Origin of the sequence: Rhizobium sp. Root274 (assembly GCF_001429245.1) — a bacterium.
In the GTDB taxonomy this organism is placed as follows: domain Bacteria; phylum Pseudomonadota; class Alphaproteobacteria; order Rhizobiales; family Rhizobiaceae; genus Allorhizobium.
The window spans coordinates 560,525-582,482 of the sequence record NZ_LMJE01000007.1 but is presented as its reverse complement, the minus strand read 5'-3'; the positions used below and the strand labels follow the sequence as shown (position 1 = coordinate 582,482).

Below are 21,958 nucleotides of genomic sequence, written 5' to 3'. Positions count from 1 at the left end.
CATAGCGTTCAGCCGGATGCTGACGCCCATGTCGTCCCGTTGCGAACTGCATCCGATCGCGAACCCATCATCAGTGCGGAGATTGAGCATGTCAGACAGACAGAAGACCCGCGCGCGGCCGACACCGCGACGCGCCTTTGCAGATACCTATGGAGACGTGCTTGCCAAGGGCATTGCCAGACGCAGTGTCCTCAAGGGGGGTTTCGCCAGCTCCGCTCTGCTGGGGCTTTCGCCATTGATGGATGGCTCGCCGGCAGCGGCATCCGGTTCCACCGCAACCTCGACGCTCACCTTTGCCGAACTTGCGCGAGTGCGTGACGATAGGGATCACTGGCCTGAAGGCTATCGCCGGCAGATCCTGCTGCGCTGGGGCGACCCGCTTTTTCCCGACAGCCCCGCCTTCGATCCGAAGACGCTCGACGGTGCTGCCGCTGCCCGGCAGTTCGGTTACAACAATGACTTTACCCAGTATCTGCCGCTGCCCTTCGGGTCACAGAGTTCCGAGCGCGGCCTGTTGGTGGTCAGCCACGAATATGCGACGCCCTTCCTGATGTTTCCGGGGCTCTCCAGCGAGGACTACCGGGAGAAGCTGACGGAGACCCAAATCCGCGCACTGATGGCCTCGGTCGGGGTCACCGTGGTCGAAGTGGCCAAGTCCGGCAGCGACTGGAGCGTCGTGCTCGACAGCCCGCACAATCGCCGCATCGACATGACGACCGAGATGGATATCTCCGGTCCGGCGGCAGGCGATGACCGGCTGAAGACAAAGGCAGACCCGACGGGCAAGCGCGTGTTCGGCACCATCTCCAACTGCAATGGCGGCATCACGCCCTGGGGCACCATGCTCTCGGGCGAAGAGGGCGCCATGGACGTCTTTGCCGGCGACTACAAGACGCTGCCCAATCAGGAACTCGTCGAGCGTCAGGGCTGGGACGAGGATGAGAACGACATCTATGCGGTGAGCCGCGTCGAGTCGCGCTTCAAGTTCGACGAAGAGCCGAACGAGTGGATGCGTTTCGACTGGGTGGTGGAGATCGATCCGTTCGATCCCGCGGCCAAGCCGGTCAAGCGCACCGCGCTGGGACGGATGACCCATGAGGGCGCGCAGTGCTGCATCGCGCCCGATGGGCGCGTTGTGGTGTTCATGGGCGACGATGACGACTTCGAGTATCTCTATCGTTTCGTCACCCGCGATGCGTGGAACCCGACCGATCGGGCGGCCAACCGTGACCTGCTCGACAGCGGCACGCTCTCGGTCGCGCGCTTCGAGAGCGACGGGTCGATGCGCTGGATCCCGCTCGTGGCCGGTGAGGGGCCGCTCACCGCAGCTGCCGGTTTCGCGAGCCAGACGGATGTCGTGCTCAACACCCGTGCCGCTGCCGATCTCGCGGGAGCTACGCCGATGGATGCGCCTGAGGGTTTCATCGTTCATCCGAAGACCGGCAAGCTCTATGTCGCGATGACCGAGAACGAGGACCGCCTCCCGATGGGAGAAGGCAAGGCGGAGGTGCAGGTCAATCCCGCCAATCCGCGTGGACCCAATCCGCATGGCCACCTGCTCGAACTCGTGCCGCCCGGTAGCATGGATGCGCCCGATTTTGCCGCGGAAAGCTTTGCCTGGGACGTATTCGTGCTCTGTGGGGATCCCGCCAAGCCAGAGGACGGCGCAATATTCCACCCGGCGACGTCGGCCAATGGCTGGTTCACCGATCCGGACAATCTCGCCGTCGATCCCTCTGGACGTCTCTGGGTCTCGACCGACGGCCCGCCGCCGGAAGGGGTCGCAGACGCGGTTTACGTCATGGATACCGAAGGTGCCGGCCGGGCCTTGCCGCGCCTGTTCTATGTCGCGCCTGTCGGCTCGGAATGCTGCTCGCCGACGTTCACGCCGGACGGCAAGACGCTCTTCGTCTCGGTCCAGCATCCCGGCGAGTTGCGCATGGCGGATGACGAGGACGCGACGTCGATCGCGGATGTCGGCACCCTTTGGCCGGATTTCACCGCCGACCACCCGGCACGACCGTCCTTGATCGTGCTCAGCCGCGACGACCAGGCCGTCGTGGGCAGCTGACCATCATGCCTTCGGCCGGGGTTCTGCCCCGGCCTTGCTCCCTAGGCTGTGCGAACACTGATTAAGATGCGCAGACGGCGCGAAGGTCGCGCCCGGCAGGTCCGGGGCATAAAGAAACCCGGCGGCGTTTGCCGACCGGGTTTTTTGATCTTCATCGTCGCGCGCAAATCTGCTACCCGAACGCCCGCGTCACCAGGCCCGTCCTCCTCGCGAGGCTGATGGCTTTGGGCTCTGGCAGCGCTGTCATCAGGCGGCGGTTTTGCTTGCTGCCATCGGTGCGCAGTAGATGCTTTCCAGCGTCGAAAGGATCTTGATGACCGACTCCGACGTCGAAGAGTAGTAGATCGTCTGGGCGTCGCGGCGGGTCTTCACCAGCTTCTGCGCACGCAGCTTGGACAGGTGCTGGGACAAAGCCGACTGGCTCAGGCCCACCTGGGCTGCCAGAACGCCAACCGGAACCTCGCCTTCAACAAGACTGCAGAGGATCATCAGACGCTTCGGGTTTGCCATGGCGGACAGCAAGCCGGCAGCAACGGTTGATTGTTCAGACAAAGCTTTGGTTTTCATCGGTTCAACTTTCCTTGGTCGAGCGCCTGGGGGAGGGGCAGTCGTAAAAAATCCGTGCCTTAGATATGTCGTCAAGTTTATCCATCACAACAAAATTGTATATGCCTAAATTTAAGGTACTGCGTATTCTGATTTAGGTAACTCTAATTCGAGTTGGGATTTTTCTGTGACGGGCGTCACAAATTCGTATCGGATCAGCATGTCTTTGAAATTTATGTCTAATCCATGCGAATCAATGCCGCAAACGGCCCAGTCTCCGCTGGGGGCGTGATGGATTTCGGTCGCTATCCTGCTTGCCAAGTCGGGGTCTCGCACCCCTAAATCTCGTATGAGGCTCTGCTGATCCTCCCAAAAATTGTCAGTGGGTATCGGGATCAGAAAGTCCTCTTTGCCCAAATGATAGGCGCGCCCGAAGCCCCCGTTCAGGCTTGCCCGTACCGGCACGAGACGGAAAAAGCGGAAATCGGGAAAATCGATATAGAGCTGCGATTTCGGATGGCGGGCGAGAAAGCGGAAACGCAGGCGGGCGTGTGCGGCGCTGTCGCGCTCGACGCTCTCGGCCAGGCATTGCAGCGTCAGCCGGGGATGGGCGAGCGGATCTCCCTTGGCCGGCTCACCGGTCAGCAGCGAAGCACGGGGATCGGCGAGCAGGGCGTTCGTATGGGCGGACAGGTTGGACACTAGAACGACGGCCGCGCCATCGATATCGGTCCCCAGCAGCACACGGCTGACCGAGGGGAAACCCGTCTCCGGATCGATGACCCCGATTGCGGCAAAGCGGGCACCGCGCAGCAAAATGCGCGCCTGGCGGCGCGCATCGTCGTCGGTGTCACGAATCACCTTCGGTTTGTCGTTCATGGCCTCGTCTCCGGCACCCGCCCCTTGGTCTTGCGGATGTCGGGCCGGGCGTCAGGCCTTTCGTCGGTGTTTGGTCAGGCCACTCACCACATCCTGGGCGTTGATGGTGCCGATGACGACGCCATTGTCAACGACCCCGATCGTGCCGGGTTGGCGCGACAGGGCATCGAGCACATCGACCAGCGGGGTGCGCGGAGCCGTCGTGCCGGTCACCTGACCCTGCTCGCCGGTCACGCCGTCGCGCATCACGTCAGCCGCTGTCAGCATGTTGATCGGGTTCATGTTCTGCACGAAATCCGCGACATACTGGTTGGTCGGGTTCTGGACGATTTCCTGCGGCGTGCCGCACTGGATGATGCGCCCGCCTTCCATGATGGCGATACGATTGCCAATGCGGAAGGCCTCGTCGAGATCGTGGCTGACGAAGAGGATGGTCTTCTTCAGCCGCGCCTGGAATTCGAGGAGTTCGTCCTGCAGGCGGGTTCGGATCAATGGGTCGAGGGCGGAGAAGGGTTCGTCCATCAGCAGGATCGGCGCGCCGGTGGCAAAGGCGCGGGCGAGGCCAACACGCTGCTGCATGCCGCCCGACAGTTCCTGAACCTTGCGGTCGGCCCATTTCGACAGGTTGACCAGCTCGAGCTGGGTTGCCACCGTCTTCTCCCGTTCGGCATCAGGGACGCCGGCGAGTTCGAGGCCGAAGCCAACGTTTTCGGCGACCGTGCGCCAGGGGAGAAGGCCGAACTGCTGGAAGACCATCGATACCGTGTGCATGCGCAGGTCGCGCAGCACCTGTGCCGAGGCCTTGTAGGGATCGACAAAGCCGGCATCGGTCTTGACGCCGACATTGCCACGCACCACCGGGGCGAGCCCGTTGACGGCGCGCAGAAGCGTCGATTTGCCGGAGCCGGAGAGGCCCATCAGGACAAGGATTTCGCCTTCCTGGACGGCGAGCGACGCGCCGGCGACACCAAGCACAAGGCCGGTTTCCGCGCCGATTTCATCACGGGTCTTGCCCTGGTCAACCATGTCCAGGGCACGCTGCGGATTGTCGCCAAAGACGATGTCGACATTGCCGAAGATTACTGCGTCGCTCATGCGTCGTCTCCCATGCCGGGGATGCGGAAGATCCGGTCGAGAATGATGGCGAGGATGACGATGCAGAGGCCTGCCTCGAAACCACGGGCGATGTTGACGGTGTTGAGCGCCCGGACAACGGGAACGCCAAGGCCGCTTGCGCCGACCAGTGCCGCGATCACGACCATCGAGAGCGACAGCATGATGGTCTGGGTGAGGCCTGCCATGATCTGCGGCGTGGCGAACGGCAGTTCCACCTTGCGCAGCACCTGGGAGGGTGTCGCACCAAAGGCCACGGCGGCCTCCACCAGGGATGGCGGGGTGGAGATGATGCCGAGGCGCGTGAGGCGGATCGGCGCGGGAATGGCGAAGATGACGGTCGCGATCAGACCCGGCACCATGCCGAGGCCGAAGAGTATGAGCGCCGGGATGAGGTAGACGAAGGTGGGGATCGTCTGCATGAGGTCGAGCACGGGGCGCACGGCCGTATAGAGCCAGGGGCGGCGGGCGCAGGCGATGCCGACGGGTACCCCGATCACCATTGATACCCCGGCTGCGGCCAGCACCAGCGCCAGTGTCTCCATGGTCTCCTTCCAGTAGCCCTGGTTGTAGATCAGGAGCAGGCCCAGGAAAGTGAAGACCACAACGCCGATCGACCGGCGCATGAACCAAGCAAACAGCGAGAAGAGCGCGATCATCAGGAGCGGATAGAAGGGCTCAAGCGCGGTGCCTTTCAGGAACGGGCCCTGCAGGACGAACAGCATCGCATTGATCGAGGCGCTGAGGATGGTGGCGATCAGATCGAACAGCACGTCGAGATTGGTGGTCAACCAATCGACAAAACTCTTCGACAGTGCCCCGATGGGCAATTTGTAGTCGGTCAGAAAGTTCATGGATGTCCCCGAACAGGCTCAAGTGTCTTGCCTGGAGACCGCGCGAAAAGCTCCCCCTCTTTCCGCGCGGTTCCCTCGTCGATGGACTGCTGTCAGAGGCCGAGGGCCGTCTTCACTGCCGGGAGGCCTTCGGAACCGTCTTTTGTGGTGACGCCGGCAAGCCAGGGGTCGATCACGGTCGGGTTGGCCTTCAGCCAGTCGGTTGCCGCTACTTCTGCATCGGCGCCGTCATTGAGGATCTTGCCCATGATCTCGTTTTCCATCTGGAGCGAGAACTTCAGGTTGGTGACGAACTTGCCGACATTCGGGCATTCGGCGGTGTAACCTGCGCGGGTGTTGGTGAAGATGGTGGCGCCGCCGAAGTTCGGGCCGAAGACATCATCGCCGCCCGAGAGATAGGTCAGCTTGAAGTTGGCATTCATCGGATGCGGTTCCCAGCCGAGGAAAACCACCGGTTCGCCATCCTTTTCGGCACGGGCGACCTGGGCCAGCATGCCCTGCTCGGAGGATTCGACCACTTCGAACTTGCCGAGATCGAACTTGTTGGCGTCGATCATGTCGAGGATCAGGCGGTTGCCGTCATTGCCCGGCTCGATGCCGTAGATCTTGCCGCCGAGCGCGTCGGCGTTCTTCGCGATATCGGCGAAATCCTTGATGCCGAGTTCGGCGCCCTTGGCATTGGTGGCGAGCGTGTATTTTGCGCCTTCAAGGTTCGGGCCGAAGATCTCGACCGACTTGTCGTCGCGATAGGGAGCGAGGTCACCTTCCATGGTCGGCATCCAGTTGCCGAGGAAGACGTCGATGTCCTTGTTCTTCAGCGAGGAATAGGTGACCGGAACGGAGAGCACCGTGGTGGTCGGCTCATAGCCGAGCGCTTTCAGAATGACCGAGGCGGTGGCCGTCGTTGCGGTGATGTCGGTCCAGCCAACATCGGAGAAGCGGACGGTCGAGCAGCTCTCGGCTTCTGCGGCCGCGAGCGGCATGGCGGAGAGCGCCAGCAGCGAAACGGTGGCGACGAGGGTGCGGCGACAGGCGAGGAAAGTATGCATTATAGGCTCCCGTTTTTTTAATTAAGTTCCCAAGTCAACAATCAATACCGAAGAATTGCAAGGATGCCCGTGCGTTTGCGCCGCGGCATGACCCCTGTTTGCGACCTCCATCCCCATGATACGTCGCAATACGACACCAATGTCGCGAATGCCGAAAATTGCCGCTCTCTTGATGCGCGTCAATGCGCGCCGTTGCCCTCTCGTGCGAAGGGGTATCATGATGCGAGGCGCCTCAGGGCGTTTGTCGAACAGGTTCAAGAGGAGTTCCGATGAAGACGTCTTCCATGCTCGTGCTTTTGTCCGCGCTTACCCTTCCGATCCCGGCGCTTGCCGAGGGCGATCCGGTCGCCGGCGCCAAGGCCTTCAAGGTCTGTTCCGCCTGTCACATCGCGACCGAAGCCAAAAACAAGGTCGGCCCGACGCTGCAGGGCGTCGTCGGTCGTCCGGTGGCCTCGATCGCCGATTACAAATACTCCACCGCCATGACCGAATTCGGCCAGGGCAAGGTGTGGGACGAGGCCTTGCTCACGGAATATCTGAAAGCGCCGCGGACTGTGGTCAAGGGCACGAAGATGGCCTTTGCCGGCGTGAAGAAGGACGACGACCTCGCCAATATCATCGCCTATCTGAAGGATCCGGCGGCCGGCGGCCAGTAAGGCCTGGGTTTCCCCTCGATTGCGACAGCCGCAGAAAGGCTGTCGCATTTCTCCGTCATGGCCTCTTGTGCAACTCTGTTCGCCATCCATATCGAATGGGCGAGTGCGTTGTGCTTAGCATCGCTTTCGCGGAGAGAAAATCCCGCTATGCTGGCATCGGAGAGGTCGGCACAGTCCGACGGGAGAGACAGGGGACGACATGGCTCAATTGCAATCCTTCGACAGCGAAATCGAAAAGACACGCCAGGTCGTGGCCGAGATGCGCGGCAAGATCGAGCAGTCCGGCAGCGTGCTCGACACGCTGGCGCGCAGCGATTCGAAACTTTCCGATCCCAATTTCGATATCGAAAACGCCCGGATCGACGATGTTCTCAAGCAGCAGAAGGTGATGGAGGCGAATATCGCCGACCTGATCATCGGGCTGGAGGATGCGACGAACGTCTTCGGCTCCGAATTCGAAAGTATGAAGAGCTTTTCCGGATACGAAAAATTCATCGGCATCTTCTCCAAGCAGAAGGCGCAGCGGATGCGGACCGAGCGGGTGCGCAACATGTCGCTCGCCGGCAATCTGCAGGAACTCCTGGCCAAATCGGACAGCATTGTCGGCATCCTGAAAGAGCAGAAAAGCGTGCTCGACGAGCGCTACAAGAGCTCCGAAGCAAGCCTGATCCAGGTGATCGAGCGGCGCAAGCAGACGATCGCCAACCTGGAAACGACCCAGGCCCGGATCGAGCAGTTGAACCCGATGCTGCTGGACATCGAAAACAAGATCGCCGCGTCCACCGATACCGGCGCGCGAACAGATCTCGAAGCGGAGCGCTCGAAGCTCGCCACCGAATACAACCAGGCCCAGGCACGCGAGCAGGAGCTTCTGGCGGAAAGCCAGACGCTGGAACGCTATACGTCGATGTTCCAGACCTTCGTCGACAGCCTCAACAATCAGATTGCCGCGCAGAACACGCTGATCAACAAGCTGACCATCGATACCGAGCAGCGGATCGTGCTCTACAAGGCGCTGGAAGACAGTTTGAAGACGGCTGCCCAGCAGGAGGTCGCCCACCGGATCAACACGCTCGGCTCCCAGGTGGACACCGCAGCGGAGGAAACCATGGCCGGCATCGGCGCTGCTGCCCAGCGGCATATCGGCGACCTGCTCGAACTGCATGAGAAGAACATGCTGTCGACGCAGGACATCCAGCGACGCAAGAAGCTGGCGGACGAGGCCTTTGCCCGGCGCTTCCAGGGTGTGCTCGACAAGCATAATGCGGCCAATTACGTGAAGCCGTGATGTTCGGATGCTCCAGCCTGAGGGGCCACCTTTGAACGCCATTGATCGCAGCAGCGCCGTTGCATCCTATTTCGCCACCATTTCGGCGGCGCTCACCGGGCTTGAGCTCTTCTTCGGCCTGCCGGAGCGGCGGATCCTGCAGAACGGGCCGCCGGGGCTGCATCTGCTGCCTTATCTCGACCGGCTGCGCAATTCCTTTGCCTCCTGGCACAACCGCGTTGCGTTCAGCGAGCAGTTCAAGATTTCCCGGGCCGAGAGCGGCTTTCCGGTTTTCAAGAACGTGTTGGAGCTGGAAAACGATCGGGCAGGTGCTGCGCAGCGGCTGGCTGCGATCCCGGCCGCCCAGGCCTTGCGTGAGGAAATGGTCGATTTCATCCTGCGACAGAAGGCGTTTCCCCAAGCCCTGCAGCAGCAGATGGCCGAGCGGCTCTATCTGGAACAGGTGGGGGCCGGCGAAGTCTTTTCGCCCTTCGTGCTGCCCACGACCGTTGCCGTCAGCGTCAACGGCGAGACGCGGCGGCCGAGCTATCTGGTCTCCTGGGCGGCCTTCGACGGGACAAGCACCTTGCCGATGATCTATCTCGCGACCGTCGAGGATTCCTCGGAAAACGTGACGAAGATCCTGGTCACGCCGGAGGGGCGGCTCGACGACCGCGTGGAGATCCCGCTTCCGGTCGGTGGGTTACTGAACCCCGAACTCGCCCGCAGTTTCGACGATTTCTGCGCAAGGAACTCGGCCTTTTCGCTCACACCCGCGACGATCGCCACCAATATGGACCGGGATTTTCCGACGCTCCATCCGAAATCGATCCGCCGCGTCGTGCTCGGACCGCTTTATTCGACGGGGATCACCGAGAATACCGGCCGGGTGAACGAGATCCTCAGCCGCGTGCGCAAGCCTGAAAATGCCTGGGTGATGACCTGGACGGTGCAGGAGGTGTTTTCCAAGCGGGAGCAAGCGGCGACCAAGGGCTTCTTTTCCTCGACGCCGGCAATCCAGGAATTCCATATCGAGACGCATGATCTCGAGGCCGCGCGCATGGGCGTCTCGACGTACGAGAAACACGCGCTGGTGCCGCATGATGCCTATCAGGCGCTTTATGCGGCCGGCGAAGTGGGGGCCGTCTTCGGCAATTACAAGGTCCACGTTATTTCCGGCGACCAGATCGTCAGCGAGGTCTAAGAGATGAGCGAGTTGACGGCCGGGCTGACCACGCTGCACGAGGCGGACATTGCCAGACATCTTGTCGTCGCCCAGGGCCTCGTCACGCGCTTCGTGGTGCTGGATGCCGGCGATGGCGGCAGCGATGGGGCCACTCTTGCCGGGACAGGCCGGCGCTTCGTCTCGACCGTATCCACCGGTTCGGTGCGCAAGACCCGTGAGGTGGACCTGACCAAGACCATTCAGGCGAGCGGGCAGGGCGATCCGCTGCTCACGCCCGCCCAGCACACGGTCCTCTACCGGATCAGGCGCGGGGCGCAGGTGGCGCTTGCTGTCGCCGACGTCTTCGCCCGGCAGACCGAGCTTGAAAGCCTGCAGGCCCGCAATATCACCGCTCCCTTGCAGGGCGAGGAGGCGGCACGGTTCAAGGGGCTACTGGCCTCGTCGGCTTATGTCTGTGCCTTCGCCTTATCCGCCTATCTGCTGGCGACCGTTTCCGGCGAGAGCGCTGAGCATGACGGCTTGCGCGAGCCGGATTTCCTCTTCGACACCGCACAGGACGGCTTGAAAAGCCTGGTCGGCGGGCTTGATGCAGGCTTGAAGGGGGCGGGTGACGATACGACCGTGATCGGCCGCACCCGCGCCTTTGCCGAACTCGCTCTCCAAGGGCTTCTCACCCGGAAAGCGCGGTTCGAGCACCTCGGCGCCTTCGAGAATGCCCATATCCGCGTCGACCAGGACGATTTTACCCTCGACGGTTTCGACGCCGTGCCGAGCGCCAAGTCCAAGCCGCTTTCGATGAGCTTCAAGAAGCCGGAAGAGATCATCGGCAACCACATCGCCAAATATCAGGCGCTGAAGCTTGCCAAGATGCTGATGGCCTATGATTTCGACCGGCAGATGAACCCCTTCGTCGAGCTTGGCGGCTTTCTCTTCACCTTCATCGGCGACGGCATGCCGGGCACGGGCAAGACGATCCTGATCCAGATGCTGGCGGGCCTCTTGAACGACTACTGCAAGATGGCCGGCTACGCCTTCCACTACGAGAATTTCGGCGTCGACCAGATCTCGTCCTATCAGGGCAAGTCCGGCCAGAATGCGAAAGCCTTCGTCAACAATGTCCTCAACCCGCGCGTCATCGGCTTCGGCACGATCGACGATGTGGACCAGGTGACGGCCAAGCGCTCCGACGACCGGGCGTCATCGGGGCAGCACGAGGTGACCGCCGTTTTGATGGAGAGCTTTGCCGGCGCCTCGACGGTGGTCAGGGGCAATGCGACCTTCGGCATGTTCTCCAACTACCCCGAGGATGTCGACGATGCCCTGCGCCAGCGCGCCGGCGCCCGCTGGCTGGTCGACGGGCCGCAGACGCGCGAGGACTATATCGACATCTTCTCGCTGCTCGTCGGCAAGAACCATCAGATCCCGCTCGGCGACCACCAGCTGTTTGCCGGCCAGGAAATCCAGAAGGCGGTCAGCCGCTCCTATGGCGAACATGACCGGCCCAAGGAAGACGGCCTCGTCGCCGTTTGGGATCGCTACGAGAAGGCAGAGGGCAAGATCGAGACGCTTGCCGATGTCGGCGCCTACCTGCACGCGATCAAGCTCGCCGAACCGCGCTTCACTGGCCGCGCGATCAAGAACATTACCGATGCCATCAAGATGCGGGCAATGGATGTCGAGCTGCCGGATGCCTGGTTTGAGCGCCCTGAGGCCTTCGTGCACAAGAGCTATGACGAGAAGCGCGCGATGATCGAGGCGCTGCGCGGTCCGGTGACGATGGAGATGATCTGCCAAGAGATCAACCGATACGCCGACAGCGAATTCCGCTACGCCGACAAGTCGGACGAGGCAGCGGTGGATGAGATCATCCGCCGGGAACGGCAGCGGGAGCGGGCGATCGCGGAGATCGAGCGGCTGAAGGCGGAGGGGACGTGGTGAGGCTGACGCTGTGTTTGGTTGCCCCTCATCCGCCCTTCGGGGACCTTCTCCCCATAGGCGGGGGAGAAGGCCTTGCCGCCGGCCACGCGCTCCTCCCTCTCCCCGCCTGCGGGGAGAGGGCAGGGTGAGGGGCTTACGCTTGACGCGGAACAGAGCGGGGGGAAGCGAGCGGTTAGAGAGGGGTGATGAGGATGGCGCTGTGTTTGGTTGCCCCTCATCCGCCCTTCGGGCACCTTCTCCCCGCAGGCGGGGAGAAGGCCTCACCGCCGGCCACGCGCTCCTCCCTCTCCCCGCCTGCGGGGAGAGGGCAGGGTGAGGGGCATTTGCAGAGCGCGATGTGGTCTAGGGGGCACAGATGCGGGGTGCGAACCAGAGGAAGACGGCACGGGCGAGAAGCCTTCGCAAGGTGGAGAATGATGCAGAGGCCGCCTTGTGGAGCGAATTGCGAGCGCGCCGTCTGGCGGGGCACAAATTCGTCCAGCAGCTGCCGATTGGGCCTTACTTTGCCGACTTTGCCTGTCGTGAGGCACTGCTCGTGGTAGAAGTCGATGGAAGTCAGCATGCAGACAGTGACTATGATGCGAAACGGAATGCCTTCATGAATGCAAATGGGTGGTCAGCGGTCAGGTTCTGGAACGGGGATATCCTGCGGGAACGCGAGGCCGTGCTCGAAACGCTTGTCGCAATTCTCGATGGCCGGCTCCTTGATGCTTGCGTCAGCCATGACCTGACATACCTGCCTGCGGAGCGGTCCGCATGAACCGCCTCCTCGAAGCCGAGCTCATCTATGGTCGCCTGCTGACCATTCGCGAGCCACATCTGATTGCCCGCTACAACAAGGCGCTCAAAGGCTTCGGCCTGCCGGAAACCGCGCTTCCCGAATTCGACATCGACATCACCGGCTTTTCGCCGCAGGTGGCGGCCGAGCTCGGCGATCCCGATTATCTCGACCCGAAGAAGGTCAATCGGCGTTTCGTCATCCTGACACCGGAGCAGAACGATCTGCCGGTGGTTCATACGAGCTTTTCCAACACCGCCGGCTTGATGCACGAATTCTTTGCCGCCAATGCCCGTGCCATCCATGCGATTACGCTCAAGGATGCGCTCTACGGCGAGATCGAGGATTCGGTCGCGGAGGTGAAGACGCTTGAAGATCTGCTATCGATCAACGAAGTAAAGTTTCGCGTGCTGTCGGCCGAAGACCTGCTCGGCAAGGCAGGGGAACTGCGCCAGCTCTGCGACCAGTTGCTGACGACCCCCGATGCCTGGCGCGACGATGTCATGCTCAACCGCATGGTGGACCTGTCGCGCCAGACCGGCGACATCCGGCAGAACACGCTGGTGCCGGACAAGGTGATCTTTCGTCACGACGCCTTCTGGGCCGATCATTTCGGCGGCGTCTTCGTCTTTGCTGACGGCAAGCAGGCAACGGTGATCTGCGATCCGGATGCGCCGGGGTTTCGCCGGTCGCGTCCCTGGCAGGTCAGCTATATCTCGATCAAGGACCCGGCCCAGATCTTCGACTTTCTGGCCCGCACCGGTCGCATCGAGCTGCCGCGGGCAAGCTGGGTGGAGGCCTCGGGTCTTCTCGCGCACCGGGCAGAACTGGTGCTGCTGTCGGTTGCCGCAAGCCAGGTGCCGCTGCCGGATTTCGCCCGCGTGGATGTGGTCTGGCAGCAGACGTTTCAGCACACGCATGGACGGGCGATTGCCGAACACGGCGTCTATCCCTTCCTGCAGGAAGCGATGCGGGTGCTGGCGCGCTCCGGCACGCTCAGCATCGCCGATTTTGACCCGAAACTGCGGCTCTGGCTTGTCCGGGCCCAGCCGGGACATGCCGACCAGTGGCTGACCAGCCGGCTGATCGCGCATCTGACGCCGGAAGATTTCGTTTCCCGCTTTGTCTTCGACAAGCAGGGTTTCTACCGCCACTACCAGTCCTATCCTTCGCCTTATGGCGATTATGTTGTATCCCGCCTGACGCAGACCTATCTGCAGGACAAGGCCCAGTTTCGCAGACGCCTCTATGGCATAGGAGATGACCATGCTTGATCCGATCATCGCGTTTTTCCAGCGCGTCTTCGCCGCGATCGGCCGCGGCGTCGGCCTGGTCGTCGCCTGGCTGCTCTGGCCGTTTCTCGCCGCCCATGGCTGGTATCGGGACCGCAGCTGGATCATCAAGGGGCCGATCCTCGCGATCCTCGTGCTGCTGATCCTCGCCTATGGCCAGTTTTTCTACCGCACGCAGATATGGAACGGTTTTGATCCGGCTTTCGTGACGAGTTACAAGCTGGACACGCGAACCGTGCCCGCGGGCGCGGCGATCCCGGACCAGGCCAATCGTTGCCAGGACTCGGCCATCGTCACGCTCGCCGCCGCTCTCACCGACCAGAATGTCAACCAGAACACCTGGATCTCCTCGACGCTGCTCTACAAGCTCGGCTTCTTCGGTATCGACTGGGACAACACGCCCTTCTTCGACAACAAGGCCTCCTTCCAGCGTGGCGTGAACCAGGTGGTGCGGCGCACCGCCATCCAGCTCGCCGACAATCTCGGCCGTGTGCGTGGCACGTCGGGCATCAACAACGACCTGCAGGATGCGCGCGGCAATATCCAGTTCGACGAGGGCACCTGGTATTTCGGCACCGATCCCTTCGGCTTCAAGACGCCGACGCCGAGCTATTATCGGGCCGCCGTCGACAGCTGGACCCGCTTCAATACCTCGCTTGCCAATTGCGATGCCGTCTTCGACAGCCGGGCCGATAACCTGCTGCAACTGCTCGACGGCATGGCAAGCGATCTCGGCAATACCTCCGATATTCTCCGCCGCCGTTCGGAAGAGTTCAATGCGGGCTGGTTCGACACCCGCGCCGACGACCGCTACTGGTTCGCCTTCGGCCAGCTCTATGCGCAGTATGCGCTTTTGAAAGCTGCCCATGCCGATTTCGGCGATGTGATCCGCGAGCGCAACCTCACCGCCATCTGGGCCGAGATGGAACGCCAGTTGCAGGGTGCCCTGAAGATCCAGCCAGCGATCATCTCGAATGGCAGCGAGGATGGCTGGATCATGCCGACCCATCTGACCACCATGGGCTTCTACACGCTGCGAGTGCGCTCCAACATGGTGGAGATCCGGGCGATCCTCGATCGTTAAGGGCAGGTTCCGCTTCAAAGCAAAAGGCCCGATCGCAAGACCGGGCCTTTGGTTTTTCAAAGGTTTGGATCGGTCAGCTGATGATCTTCATCCGGATCGCCTTGGCGACCAACTGCGTGCGATTAACGCAATCGAGCTTGCGGATGGCATTCGTCATATAGGCGTTCACCGTGTGGTCGGAGAGCGAGAGGATCTGGCCGATCTCCAGCGAGGTCTTGCCCTGGGCGGTCCAGCGCAGCACTTCCAGTTCGCGCGCCGACAGAACATTGACGGTGCTGGTCGTGCGACGCAGCCGGTCGAACACGTCGAAGGCCTGGGTGGTCAGCATGGACAATTCGTTGATGTCCTGCTGGGGCAGGGGCGGCCGGCTGCCGTCGTATCGGACGACGTAGCGGGTACCATCAATGGCAGTCAGCGAAAACAGGATGCCGGAGAGCAGATCGTGTTTGCGCATCAGTTCGGCAAGCGGAAAAGGGCACTCGAAATCCGGGCTGTGGCCGTCGGGTCCCAGCCACCAGGTGGCGTGCATGATCGTGCGGGTGATATGCGGGACCGTCGGGCAATAACGCAGGAAACCCTGACGGTCGAATTCGCGGCAATAGTCGACGGGAAGCGTCGTTTCGCGCACCAACGGTCCGAGGATCTTGTCCTGAGCCGTCGGGGCCGTGGCCAGGGTCACGTGATCGAGACCGTATTCGCGCGCCGCATGCTTCCAGCATTCCAACAGATCCGCACGGCTTTGGCAGCTCCCGATTTCCTGGCTCAAGAGCGTCTGTCGTTGTGGCAGCATTTTTCTTGTTTCGAAAGTTGAGAACTAACTGTAAGTTTGAACAATTATATCAGTCAGAACGAAAAGCTAGCGCTTTTTCGGCCCTGACCACCATTAATATGACTAATTCCTAAGCGGTGCCACTCAAAATAGCAGTTGCCCGTTACATCCAAATTCATACCGGCAAGGCAGAGCCCGCCTTCACCTCCTCCATCACCGCATAGGTATGGGTCTCGCGAACGCCGGGAAGCGGCAGGATCACCTCCGAGAGGAATTGCCGATAGGCATCCATGCCCGCGACGCGCGCCTTGACCAGATAATCGAAGCCGCCGGCCACCATATGGCATTCCATCACGTCGTCCGAGCGTTTGACCGCCGCCGCGAAGGTGTCGAAAACGTCCGCCGTCGTGCGATCCAGTTTCACCTCGATGAAGACCAGAAGGTTGCGGCCGAGCTTCTGTGGCGACAGGATGGCAGCGTAGCCGGTGATATAGCCCTCGCGCGTCAGCCGGCGCACCCGTTCGGCGGTCGCCGTCGGTGACAGGTTCACCCGCTCGGCAAGCTCGATGTTGGTCAGACGTCCCTCGGCCTGGAGCGCGCGGAGAATCTTGCGATCGAGGCGGTCGATTTCCTTGCTCATCTCTCTGCGAAACTCCATCTTGATAGTGATTGCTGCGGAAATTTGACTGAAGAATAGCGGGAAATTCTGCAAAGCTGAAGATATGTTGCGCATACCACGGAGGTGACAATGATCAAGCCAGCCACGACAGATTTTCCGCGTTTCGAAGCGCCCTATGCCGGCGACGATGACCAGTTCATCCGCCACTTTGCATCGCGCCTGTCGCTCTCGGGGAGCCAGAACAGCGCCATCGACCGCCGCGCCACGACCTATATCGAGGCGATCCGCAGCAATTCCGGATCGGTTGGCGGCGTCGAGGATTTCTTGCGCGAATATGGGCTGTCGACGCGCGAAGGTCTGGCGCTGATGGTGCTCGCCGAAGCACTGTTGCGCGTACCCGATGCGCTGACCCAGGATCGCCTGATCGAGGACAAGTTGAAGGAAGGCGGCTGGAGCGAACACGAGGCGCATGGCGACAGCTGGTTCGTCTCGGCCTCTGCCTGGGCACTCGGGCTTTCTGCCCGCGTCATCCGTCCGGGTGAGACGCCTGAGGGCGTCATGCGCGGCCTCGTCAAGCGCCTGGGTCTGCCGACTGTCCGCTCCGCGACCAAGCAGGCGATGCGCTTCCTCGGCCATCATTTCGTGCTCGGTGAGACCATCAAGGATGCGCTGTCGCGTGCGGCCAAGAGCGAGGAACGCGGCTATCGCCACTCCTTCGACATGCTGGGCGAGGGCGCCCGCACGGCCGAAGACGCCAAGCGCTATTTCCAGTCCTATGCCATGGCGATCGAGGCAATCGGCGCGCATATGGCCAAACACGGCAAGAGCCAGCAGTTGCCGAACCGCATGGGCATTTCGGTCAAGCTGTCGGCGCTGCATCCGCGTTATCTCGCCACCCATCATGACCGGGTGATGCGTGAGTTGGTGCCGGACCTTCTGAAGCTTGCGCAAATGGCGAAAGCGCATCAGCTCAATTTCACCGTCGATGCCGAGGAGGCCGACCGCCTGGAGCTGTCGCTGGACGTGATCGCGGCCGTCTTTGCCGATCCGTCGCTCTCCGGCTGGGACGGTTTCGGTCTCGCCATTCAGGCCTATCAGAAGCGTGCGCCTCAGGTGATCGACTATATCGACAGCCTCTGCCAGCAATATGGTCGCCGCATGATGGTGCGTCTCGTCAAGGGCGCCTATTGGGACACGGAAGTGAAGCGCGCCCAGGAGCGCGGCCTCGACGATTACCCCGTCTGGACCCGCAAGCCTGCGACCGATCTCTCCTATCTGCATTGCGCGGCAAAGCTCATGGAAAAGCGGGCCCGCATCTTCCCGCAGTTCGCCACCCATAATGCGCTGACCGTCTCGACGATCATCGAGCTTGCCGGTGCCGATCGCTCCGGCTTCGAATTCCAGCGTCTGCATGGCATGGGCGAGGCCCTCTACGACACGCTGCTGTCGGGCAATGACCGCATCGCTTGCCGCATCTATGCACCCGTCGGCGGCTACCGCGATCTGCTCGCCTATCTCGTTCGCCGCCTGCTCGAAAACGGCGCGAACTCCTCGTTCGTCGCCGTTGCCGGTGACAAGAACATCCCGGTCACGGCTCTGCTAGAGCGCCCCACCGAAAAGCTCGGCCTTGGCAATGGCCAGAGCGCCCGCCACAGTCAGATCCCGATGCCGCTTGGCCTCTATGGCGACCGGAAGAACAGCGCCGGCTTCGAATTCGGCCATCGCGACAATCTCGAACGCCTGATGAGCCGCATCAGCCAGCCGCTTGCCGCCATTGCCGCCCATCCGCTGGTGCCGGGTGCAACCGGCGCGACCAGCGACGAAGCCGTGCTGTCGCCCGCAGATCGGGCAATTAAGGTTGGTACCGTGCGCAACGCGACGCCCGCCGACGTCGACCGGGCCTTCGCCGCTGGTCGCAAGGGTTTTGCCCGCTGGTCGCGCGTCTCCGTTGAGGAGCGGGCGGCAACGCTCGACAAACTCGCCGACTTGCTGGAAGCCGATCGTGACCGTCTCCTGTCGCTGCTGGCACTCGAAGCCGGCAAGACGCTGGATGACGGTGTTGCCGAAATCCGCGAGGCGGTCGATTTCTGCCGCTACTACGCCGTCCAGGCCCGCCACCAGTTCGGTGAGGCCGAAGTCATGCCCGGCCCGACCGGTGAGCTCAATCGTCTGTCCTGGCGCGGCCGTGGTGTGTTTGCCTGCATTTCGCCGTGGAATTTTCCGCTGGCGATCTTCCTCGGCCAGGTCTCGGCAGCCCTTGTCGCCGGCAATGCCGTCATTGCCAAGCCGGCCCCCCAGACGCCCTTGATCGCCTATGAGGCGGTCAAGCTGTTCCACAAAGCCGGCGTGCCGGAAGACGTGCTGATGCTGCTGCCCGGTGCCGGCGATGTCGGGGCCGCGATCGCCGCCCATCCGCAGCTTGCCGGCATCGCCTTCACAGGTTCGACCGGAACCGCCCAGGCGATCAACCGGACGCTCGCTGCCAAGGATGGCCCGATCGTGCCGCTGATTGCCGAAACCGGCGGTCTCAACGCCATGATCGTCGATGCGACGGCGCTTGCCGAACAGGTGGCCGATGACGTCGTGCTTTCAGCGTTTCGGTCTGCCGGTCAGCGCTGCTCGGCGCTCAGGATCCTCTATCTGCAGGAAGACATTGCCGACGGCATGCTGGAAATGATCGAGGGGGCTGCCCGCGAGCTGAATCTCGGCAATCCGCTTGAGATCACCACCGATATCGGCCCTGTCATCGACGAGAAACAGAAGGCGATGCTGGAGGCCCATATCGCTGACATGAAGCGGAGCCAGAAGGTCCGTTATGCCGGCAAGGTACCCGCGACGGGCAACTTCTTTGCCCCTCATATCGTCGAGCTCGACCGCCCCGAGGCGCTCACCAAGGAGATCTTCGGCCCCGTGCTCCATGTCGTGCGCTGGAAGGCGAAGGCGCTCGATCAGGTCATTGCGTCCATCGACGCCACCGGTTTTGGCCTGACGCTCGGTGTGCATAGCCGTATCGAGGCGACGATCCGCAAGGTCACGGAGGCGCTCGACACGGGCAATATCTACGTAAACCGCAACATGATCGGCGCCGTTGTCGGCACACAGCCTTTCGGCGGCTCCGGCATGTCCGGCACCGGTTTCAAGGCGGGCGGCCCGGCCTACTTGAGCCGGTTCGCGGTCGAGCAGGTGATCTCGGTGAACACGGCGGCCGCTGGGGGCAATGCGAGTTTGATTGCCATTGGGGAAGGGTGAATTTGCGAGGTGAAGTCGCACCTCCCCCTTGAGGGGGGAGGTCGCCGCAAAGCGGCGGGTGGGGGTGAACCTTCACGAGTGCGAGGCGTGCGACCCGGGGCTAGCCTCCCAGCCGTCACCCCACCCCGGAGTTCGCTCCGACCGTCCCCTCAAGGGGAGGGTGACGTCGCTCAGATCTTATCTGCGCCGCCGCTCTTTTTCTTGCCGTGCATCATCACCTCCAGATAACCCAGCATCACCGCCGAAACGACGAAGGCGAGGTGGATGATGGTGAGCCACATCAGCTTGCCGTCGCTATACTGGTTGGCGTTGAGGAAGACCTGCAGCAAGTGGATGGAGGAGATGGCGACGATTGAGGAGGCCACCTTGATCTTCAGGCTGCCGGCATCGAGCTTGCCGAGGAATGAGACTTGATCGTCCGCCTCGTCGAAGCGGCTGACGAAGTTTTCATAGCCAGAGATCATAACCATGACGATGAGGCTTGCCACCAATGCGGCGTCGATCAACGCCAACATGGCAAGGATCATCTCGAAATCCTCGTAGACGAAGACGTTCTGGGCGATCTTCAGGAACTTATAGCCAAACGATACGGCGTAGATTGCGAGCGCTGCGACCAGGCCGAGATAAAAGGCGACGAGAATCCAGCGGCTCGACAGAATGATTTTCTCGATCAGCAGTTCCAGCGATTTCATCAAGGCATCTCTCGACAGGTCATTGTTGCACCGCAACTATTACATGGTTCCATTTGCGGGCAAGAGGTGGATTTTGGGTCCAAGTCAGTTTCAAGCTTTCCTGCTTCGTGATGACGGAAATCGCGCCTTTCTGCTTGCCACTTCGACTGCACTGTCCGATCCTCTCGCCCAATAAGAGGGGCAGGGGGAAACATGACAGTAGCATCGGACATCGACATCGCGCGTGCCGCCCAAAAGCGGCCCATCCAGGAAATCGGCTGCAAGCTCGCCATTCCCTCGGAAAGCCTGATCCCCTATGGCCACGACAAGGCGAAGATCTCCGCCGCCTTCATTAAAGGGCTGGAGGGGCGACCGGATGGCAAGCTGATCCTGGTTACGGCGATCAACCCGACACCGGCGGGTGAGGGCAAGACGACCACCACGGTCGGGCTCGGCGACGGCTTGAACCGGATCGGCAAGAAGGCGGTTATCTGCATCCGCGAACCTTCGCTCGGCCCCTGTTTCGGCGTGAAAGGCGGGGCGGCTGGTGGCGGTTATGCGCAGGTCGTGCCGATGGAGGATATCAATCTTCACTTCACCGGCGATTTCCATGCGATCACCTCGGCCCATAACCTGCTCTCGGCGCTGATCGACAATCACATCTATTGGGGCAATGAGCTTGGCATCGATACGCGGCGCATCAGCTGGCGCCGGGTGATGGACATGAACGACCGGGCGCTGCGCCAGATCGTCACCTCGCTGGGTGGCCCCTCCAACGGTTTTCCCCGGGAGACGGGTTTCGACATCACCGTGGCCTCCGAGGTCATGGCGATCCTCTGCCTCTCCACCGATCTCGAAGACCTGGAGCGGCGGCTCGGCGCCATCATCATCGGCTACCGGCGCGACAAGACCCCCGTCTTTGCCCGCGATCTCAAGGCCGATGGCGCCATGGCCGTGCTTCTGAAGGAGGCGCTGCAGCCGAACCTCGTGCAGACGCTCGAAAACAATCCGGCACTCGTGCATGGCGGTCCCTTTGCCAATATCGCGCATGGCTGCAATTCGGTGGTGGCGACGAAGACGGCGTTGAAGCTCGGCGACTATGTCGTCACCGAGGCCGGCTTCGGGGCGGATCTCGGGGCTGAAAAGTTCTTCGACATCAAATGCCGCAAGGCTGAGCTTGCCCCGTCCGCCGTCGTTATCGTCGCCACCGTGCGGGCACTGAAGATGAACGGCGGGGTTGCCAAGGAGGATCTGGGCCGAGAGGATGTGGCCGCCGTCGAGCGCGGTGCGATCAATCTTGCCCGGCATCTGGAAAACCTCGCCAAGTTCGGCGTGCCGGCCGTGGTGGCGATCAACCACTTCACCAGCGATACAGAGGCCGAAATCGCCGCAGTCAAGGCGGTTGCGAGAGGGCTCGGGGCGGAGGCCATTCTCTGCCGCCACTGGGCGGACGGCTCGGCAGGCATTGCCGATCTTGCCGAGGCCGTGGTGCGGATTGCCGAACAGCCCTCGCAGTTTCGTCCGCTTTATCCTGATGCTCTGCCGCTCTTTTCCAAGATCGAGCGGATCGCCACCGAGATCTACCGCGCCGGCGAGGTGACGGCCGACAAGGCGGTGCGCGACCAGCTGGCCGATTGGGAGCGGCAAGATTATGGCCATCTGCCGGTCTGCATGGCCAAGACGCAATATTCCTTCTCCACCGACCCGACCCTGCGTGGCGCGCCGGAAGGCCATGTGGTGCATGTGCGGGAGGTGCGCCTGTCCGCCGGCGCCGGCTTCGTCGTTGCGATCACGGGCGAAATCATGACCATGCCGGGACTGCCGCGCATGCCCTCTTCGGAGAAGATCCGGTTGAACGGCGAGGGGGCCATCGAAGGCCTGTTCTGACGGCTCACCCGGAGCACCCTGAAAACCTACCTGGAATTTGTGATATTTCC

18 protein-coding genes are annotated in these 21,958 nt (G+C 62.0%); 10 read left to right on the top strand and 8 right to left on the bottom strand.

Annotated elements, in window-relative coordinates; genetic code table 11:
• The first annotated feature begins 88 nt into the window (after positions 1-88).
• Positions 89-2,071: a PhoX family protein gene (locus ASE36_RS11745; RefSeq protein WP_062279507.1), complete on the top strand. Its 1,983-nt coding sequence runs from the start codon at positions 89-91 to the stop codon at positions 2,069-2,071.
• Between the two features lie 246 nt (positions 2,072-2,317).
• Here the strand turns inward: ASE36_RS11745 and ASE36_RS11740 are convergent, their stop codons facing one another.
• The 5 genes from ASE36_RS11740 to ASE36_RS11720 form a co-directional block, all read right to left on the bottom strand.
• Positions 2,318-2,638, bottom strand: coding sequence for an ArsR/SmtB family transcription factor (locus ASE36_RS11740; RefSeq protein ID WP_062279505.1), 321 nt, complete (start codon positions 2,636-2,638; stop codon positions 2,318-2,320).
• A gap of 111 nt (positions 2,639-2,749) precedes the next feature.
• Positions 2,750-3,496 (bottom strand): HugZ family protein, encoded by a 747-nt coding sequence (locus ASE36_RS11735; RefSeq protein ID WP_062279503.1) that lies wholly within the window; start codon positions 3,494-3,496, stop codon positions 2,750-2,752.
• A 51-nt stretch (positions 3,497-3,547) separates the two neighbouring features.
• Positions 3,548-4,591, bottom strand: coding sequence for a choline ABC transporter ATP-binding protein (gene choV / locus ASE36_RS11730; RefSeq protein ID WP_062279501.1), 1,044 nt, complete (start codon positions 4,589-4,591; stop codon positions 3,548-3,550).
• Positions 4,588-5,463, bottom strand: a complete 876-nt coding sequence (gene choW / locus ASE36_RS11725; RefSeq protein ID WP_062279499.1) for a choline ABC transporter permease subunit — start codon at positions 5,461-5,463, stop codon at positions 4,588-4,590. The genes choV and choW overlap by 4 nt, the downstream gene beginning before the upstream one ends.
• A 92-nt stretch (positions 5,464-5,555) precedes the next feature.
• Positions 5,556-6,446, bottom strand: coding sequence for a choline ABC transporter substrate-binding protein (locus ASE36_RS11720; RefSeq protein WP_244474761.1), 891 nt, complete (start codon positions 6,444-6,446; stop codon positions 5,556-5,558).
• 335 nt (positions 6,447-6,781) lie between these two features.
• Here ASE36_RS11720 and ASE36_RS11715 point away from each other — a divergent pair, with 335 nt between their 5' ends.
• The 7 genes from ASE36_RS11715 (at position 6,782) to ASE36_RS11685 (ending at position 14,713) form a co-directional block, all read left to right on the top strand.
• Positions 6,782-7,168: a c-type cytochrome gene (locus ASE36_RS11715; protein ID WP_062279495.1), complete on the top strand. Its 387-nt coding sequence runs from the start codon at positions 6,782-6,784 to the stop codon at positions 7,166-7,168.
• Positions 7,169-7,367: 199 nt separating this feature from the next.
• Positions 7,368-8,456, top strand: a complete 1,089-nt coding sequence (locus ASE36_RS11710; protein WP_062279494.1) for a hypothetical protein — start codon at positions 7,368-7,370, stop codon at positions 8,454-8,456.
• 31 nt (positions 8,457-8,487) lie between these two features.
• Positions 8,488-9,639 carry a hypothetical protein gene (locus ASE36_RS11705; RefSeq protein WP_244474727.1) on the top strand — a complete coding sequence of 384 codons (1,152 nt, stop codon included), beginning with the start codon at positions 8,488-8,490 and terminating at the stop codon, positions 9,637-9,639.
• A gap of 3 nt (positions 9,640-9,642) precedes the next feature.
• Positions 9,643-11,559 (top strand): AAA family ATPase, encoded by a 1,917-nt coding sequence (locus ASE36_RS11700; protein ID WP_062279491.1) that lies wholly within the window; start codon positions 9,643-9,645, stop codon positions 11,557-11,559.
• A 355-nt stretch (positions 11,560-11,914) separates the two neighbouring features.
• Positions 11,915-12,319: an endonuclease domain-containing protein gene (locus tag ASE36_RS11695; protein WP_062279489.1), complete on the top strand. Its 405-nt coding sequence runs from the start codon at positions 11,915-11,917 to the stop codon at positions 12,317-12,319.
• Complete coding sequence (locus ASE36_RS11690; protein WP_062279487.1) at positions 12,316-13,611, top strand: DUF6638 family protein; 1,296 nt, start codon at positions 12,316-12,318, stop codon at positions 13,609-13,611. Before ASE36_RS11695 ends, ASE36_RS11690 begins: the two co-directional genes overlap by 4 nt.
• Complete coding sequence (locus tag ASE36_RS11685; RefSeq protein WP_062279485.1) at positions 13,604-14,713, top strand: DUF2333 family protein; 1,110 nt, start codon at positions 13,604-13,606, stop codon at positions 14,711-14,713. Before ASE36_RS11690 ends, ASE36_RS11685 begins: the two co-directional genes overlap by 8 nt.
• A 73-nt stretch (positions 14,714-14,786) precedes the next feature.
• Here the strand turns inward: ASE36_RS11685 and ASE36_RS11680 are convergent, their stop codons facing one another.
• Together ASE36_RS11680 and ASE36_RS11675 are read right to left on the bottom strand one after the other, a co-directional pair.
• Positions 14,787-15,503, bottom strand: a complete 717-nt coding sequence (locus ASE36_RS11680) for a LuxR family transcriptional regulator (RefSeq protein WP_244474726.1) — start codon at positions 15,501-15,503, stop codon at positions 14,787-14,789.
• A gap of 154 nt (positions 15,504-15,657) precedes the next feature.
• A complete protein-coding gene (locus tag ASE36_RS11675; protein WP_062279483.1) occupies positions 15,658-16,122 on the bottom strand; it encodes an Lrp/AsnC ligand binding domain-containing protein in 465 nt (154 codons plus the stop codon).
• A 108-nt stretch (positions 16,123-16,230) separates the two neighbouring features.
• Between ASE36_RS11675 and putA the strand changes: the two genes are divergently transcribed.
• Entirely contained in the window at positions 16,231-19,350 is a 3,120-nt protein-coding gene (putA, locus tag ASE36_RS11670; protein ID WP_062279481.1) for a bifunctional proline dehydrogenase/L-glutamate gamma-semialdehyde dehydrogenase PutA, read from the top strand.
• 170 nt (positions 19,351-19,520) lie between these two features.
• On the opposite strand, the gene ASE36_RS11665 is transcribed toward putA, so the two are convergent.
• Positions 19,521-20,042: a TIGR00645 family protein gene (locus ASE36_RS11665; RefSeq protein WP_082511025.1), complete on the bottom strand. Its 522-nt coding sequence runs from the start codon at positions 20,040-20,042 to the stop codon at positions 19,521-19,523.
• 192 nt (positions 20,043-20,234) lie between these two features.
• On the opposite strand from ASE36_RS11665, the gene ASE36_RS11660 reads away from it, so the two are divergent.
• On the top strand, positions 20,235-21,908 hold the full coding sequence (locus ASE36_RS11660; RefSeq protein WP_062279479.1) for a formate--tetrahydrofolate ligase: 1,674 nt from the start codon (positions 20,235-20,237) through the stop codon (positions 21,906-21,908).
• Positions 21,909-21,958: the final 50 nt, after the last annotated feature.

Coding starts and splice junctions, on each gene's coding strand:
- ASE36_RS11745 (WP_062279507.1), top strand. CDS start 89: ATGTCAGACAGACAGAAGACCCGCGCGCGGCCGACACCGCGACGCGCC.
- ASE36_RS11740 (WP_062279505.1), bottom strand. CDS start 2,638: ATGAAAACCAAAGCTTTGTCTGAACAATCAACCGTTGCTGCCGGCTTG.
- ASE36_RS11735 (WP_062279503.1), bottom strand. CDS start 3,496: ATGAACGACAAACCGAAGGTGATTCGTGACACCGACGACGATGCGCGC.
- choV (WP_062279501.1), bottom strand. CDS start 4,591: ATGAGCGACGCAGTAATCTTCGGCAATGTCGACATCGTCTTTGGCGAC.
- choW (WP_062279499.1), bottom strand. CDS start 5,463: ATGAACTTTCTGACCGACTACAAATTGCCCATCGGGGCACTGTCGAAG.
- ASE36_RS11720 (WP_244474761.1), bottom strand. CDS start 6,446: ATGCCGCTCGCGGCCGCAGAAGCCGAGAGCTGCTCGACCGTCCGCTTC.
- ASE36_RS11715 (WP_062279495.1), top strand. CDS start 6,782: ATGAAGACGTCTTCCATGCTCGTGCTTTTGTCCGCGCTTACCCTTCCG.
- ASE36_RS11710 (WP_062279494.1), top strand. CDS start 7,368: ATGGCTCAATTGCAATCCTTCGACAGCGAAATCGAAAAGACACGCCAG.
- ASE36_RS11700 (WP_062279491.1), top strand. CDS start 9,643: ATGAGCGAGTTGACGGCCGGGCTGACCACGCTGCACGAGGCGGACATT.
- ASE36_RS11695 (WP_062279489.1), top strand. CDS start 11,915: ATGCGGGGTGCGAACCAGAGGAAGACGGCACGGGCGAGAAGCCTTCGC.
- ASE36_RS11690 (WP_062279487.1), top strand. CDS start 12,316: ATGAACCGCCTCCTCGAAGCCGAGCTCATCTATGGTCGCCTGCTGACC.
- ASE36_RS11685 (WP_062279485.1), top strand. CDS start 13,604: ATGCTTGATCCGATCATCGCGTTTTTCCAGCGCGTCTTCGCCGCGATC.
- ASE36_RS11680 (WP_244474726.1), bottom strand. CDS start 15,503: ATGCTGCCACAACGACAGACGCTCTTGAGCCAGGAAATCGGGAGCTGC.
- ASE36_RS11675 (WP_062279483.1), bottom strand. CDS start 16,122: ATGAGCAAGGAAATCGACCGCCTCGATCGCAAGATTCTCCGCGCGCTC.
- putA (WP_062279481.1), top strand. CDS start 16,231: ATGATCAAGCCAGCCACGACAGATTTTCCGCGTTTCGAAGCGCCCTAT.
- ASE36_RS11665 (WP_082511025.1), bottom strand. CDS start 20,042: ATGAAATCGCTGGAACTGCTGATCGAGAAAATCATTCTGTCGAGCCGC.
- ASE36_RS11660 (WP_062279479.1), top strand. CDS start 20,235: ATGACAGTAGCATCGGACATCGACATCGCGCGTGCCGCCCAAAAGCGG.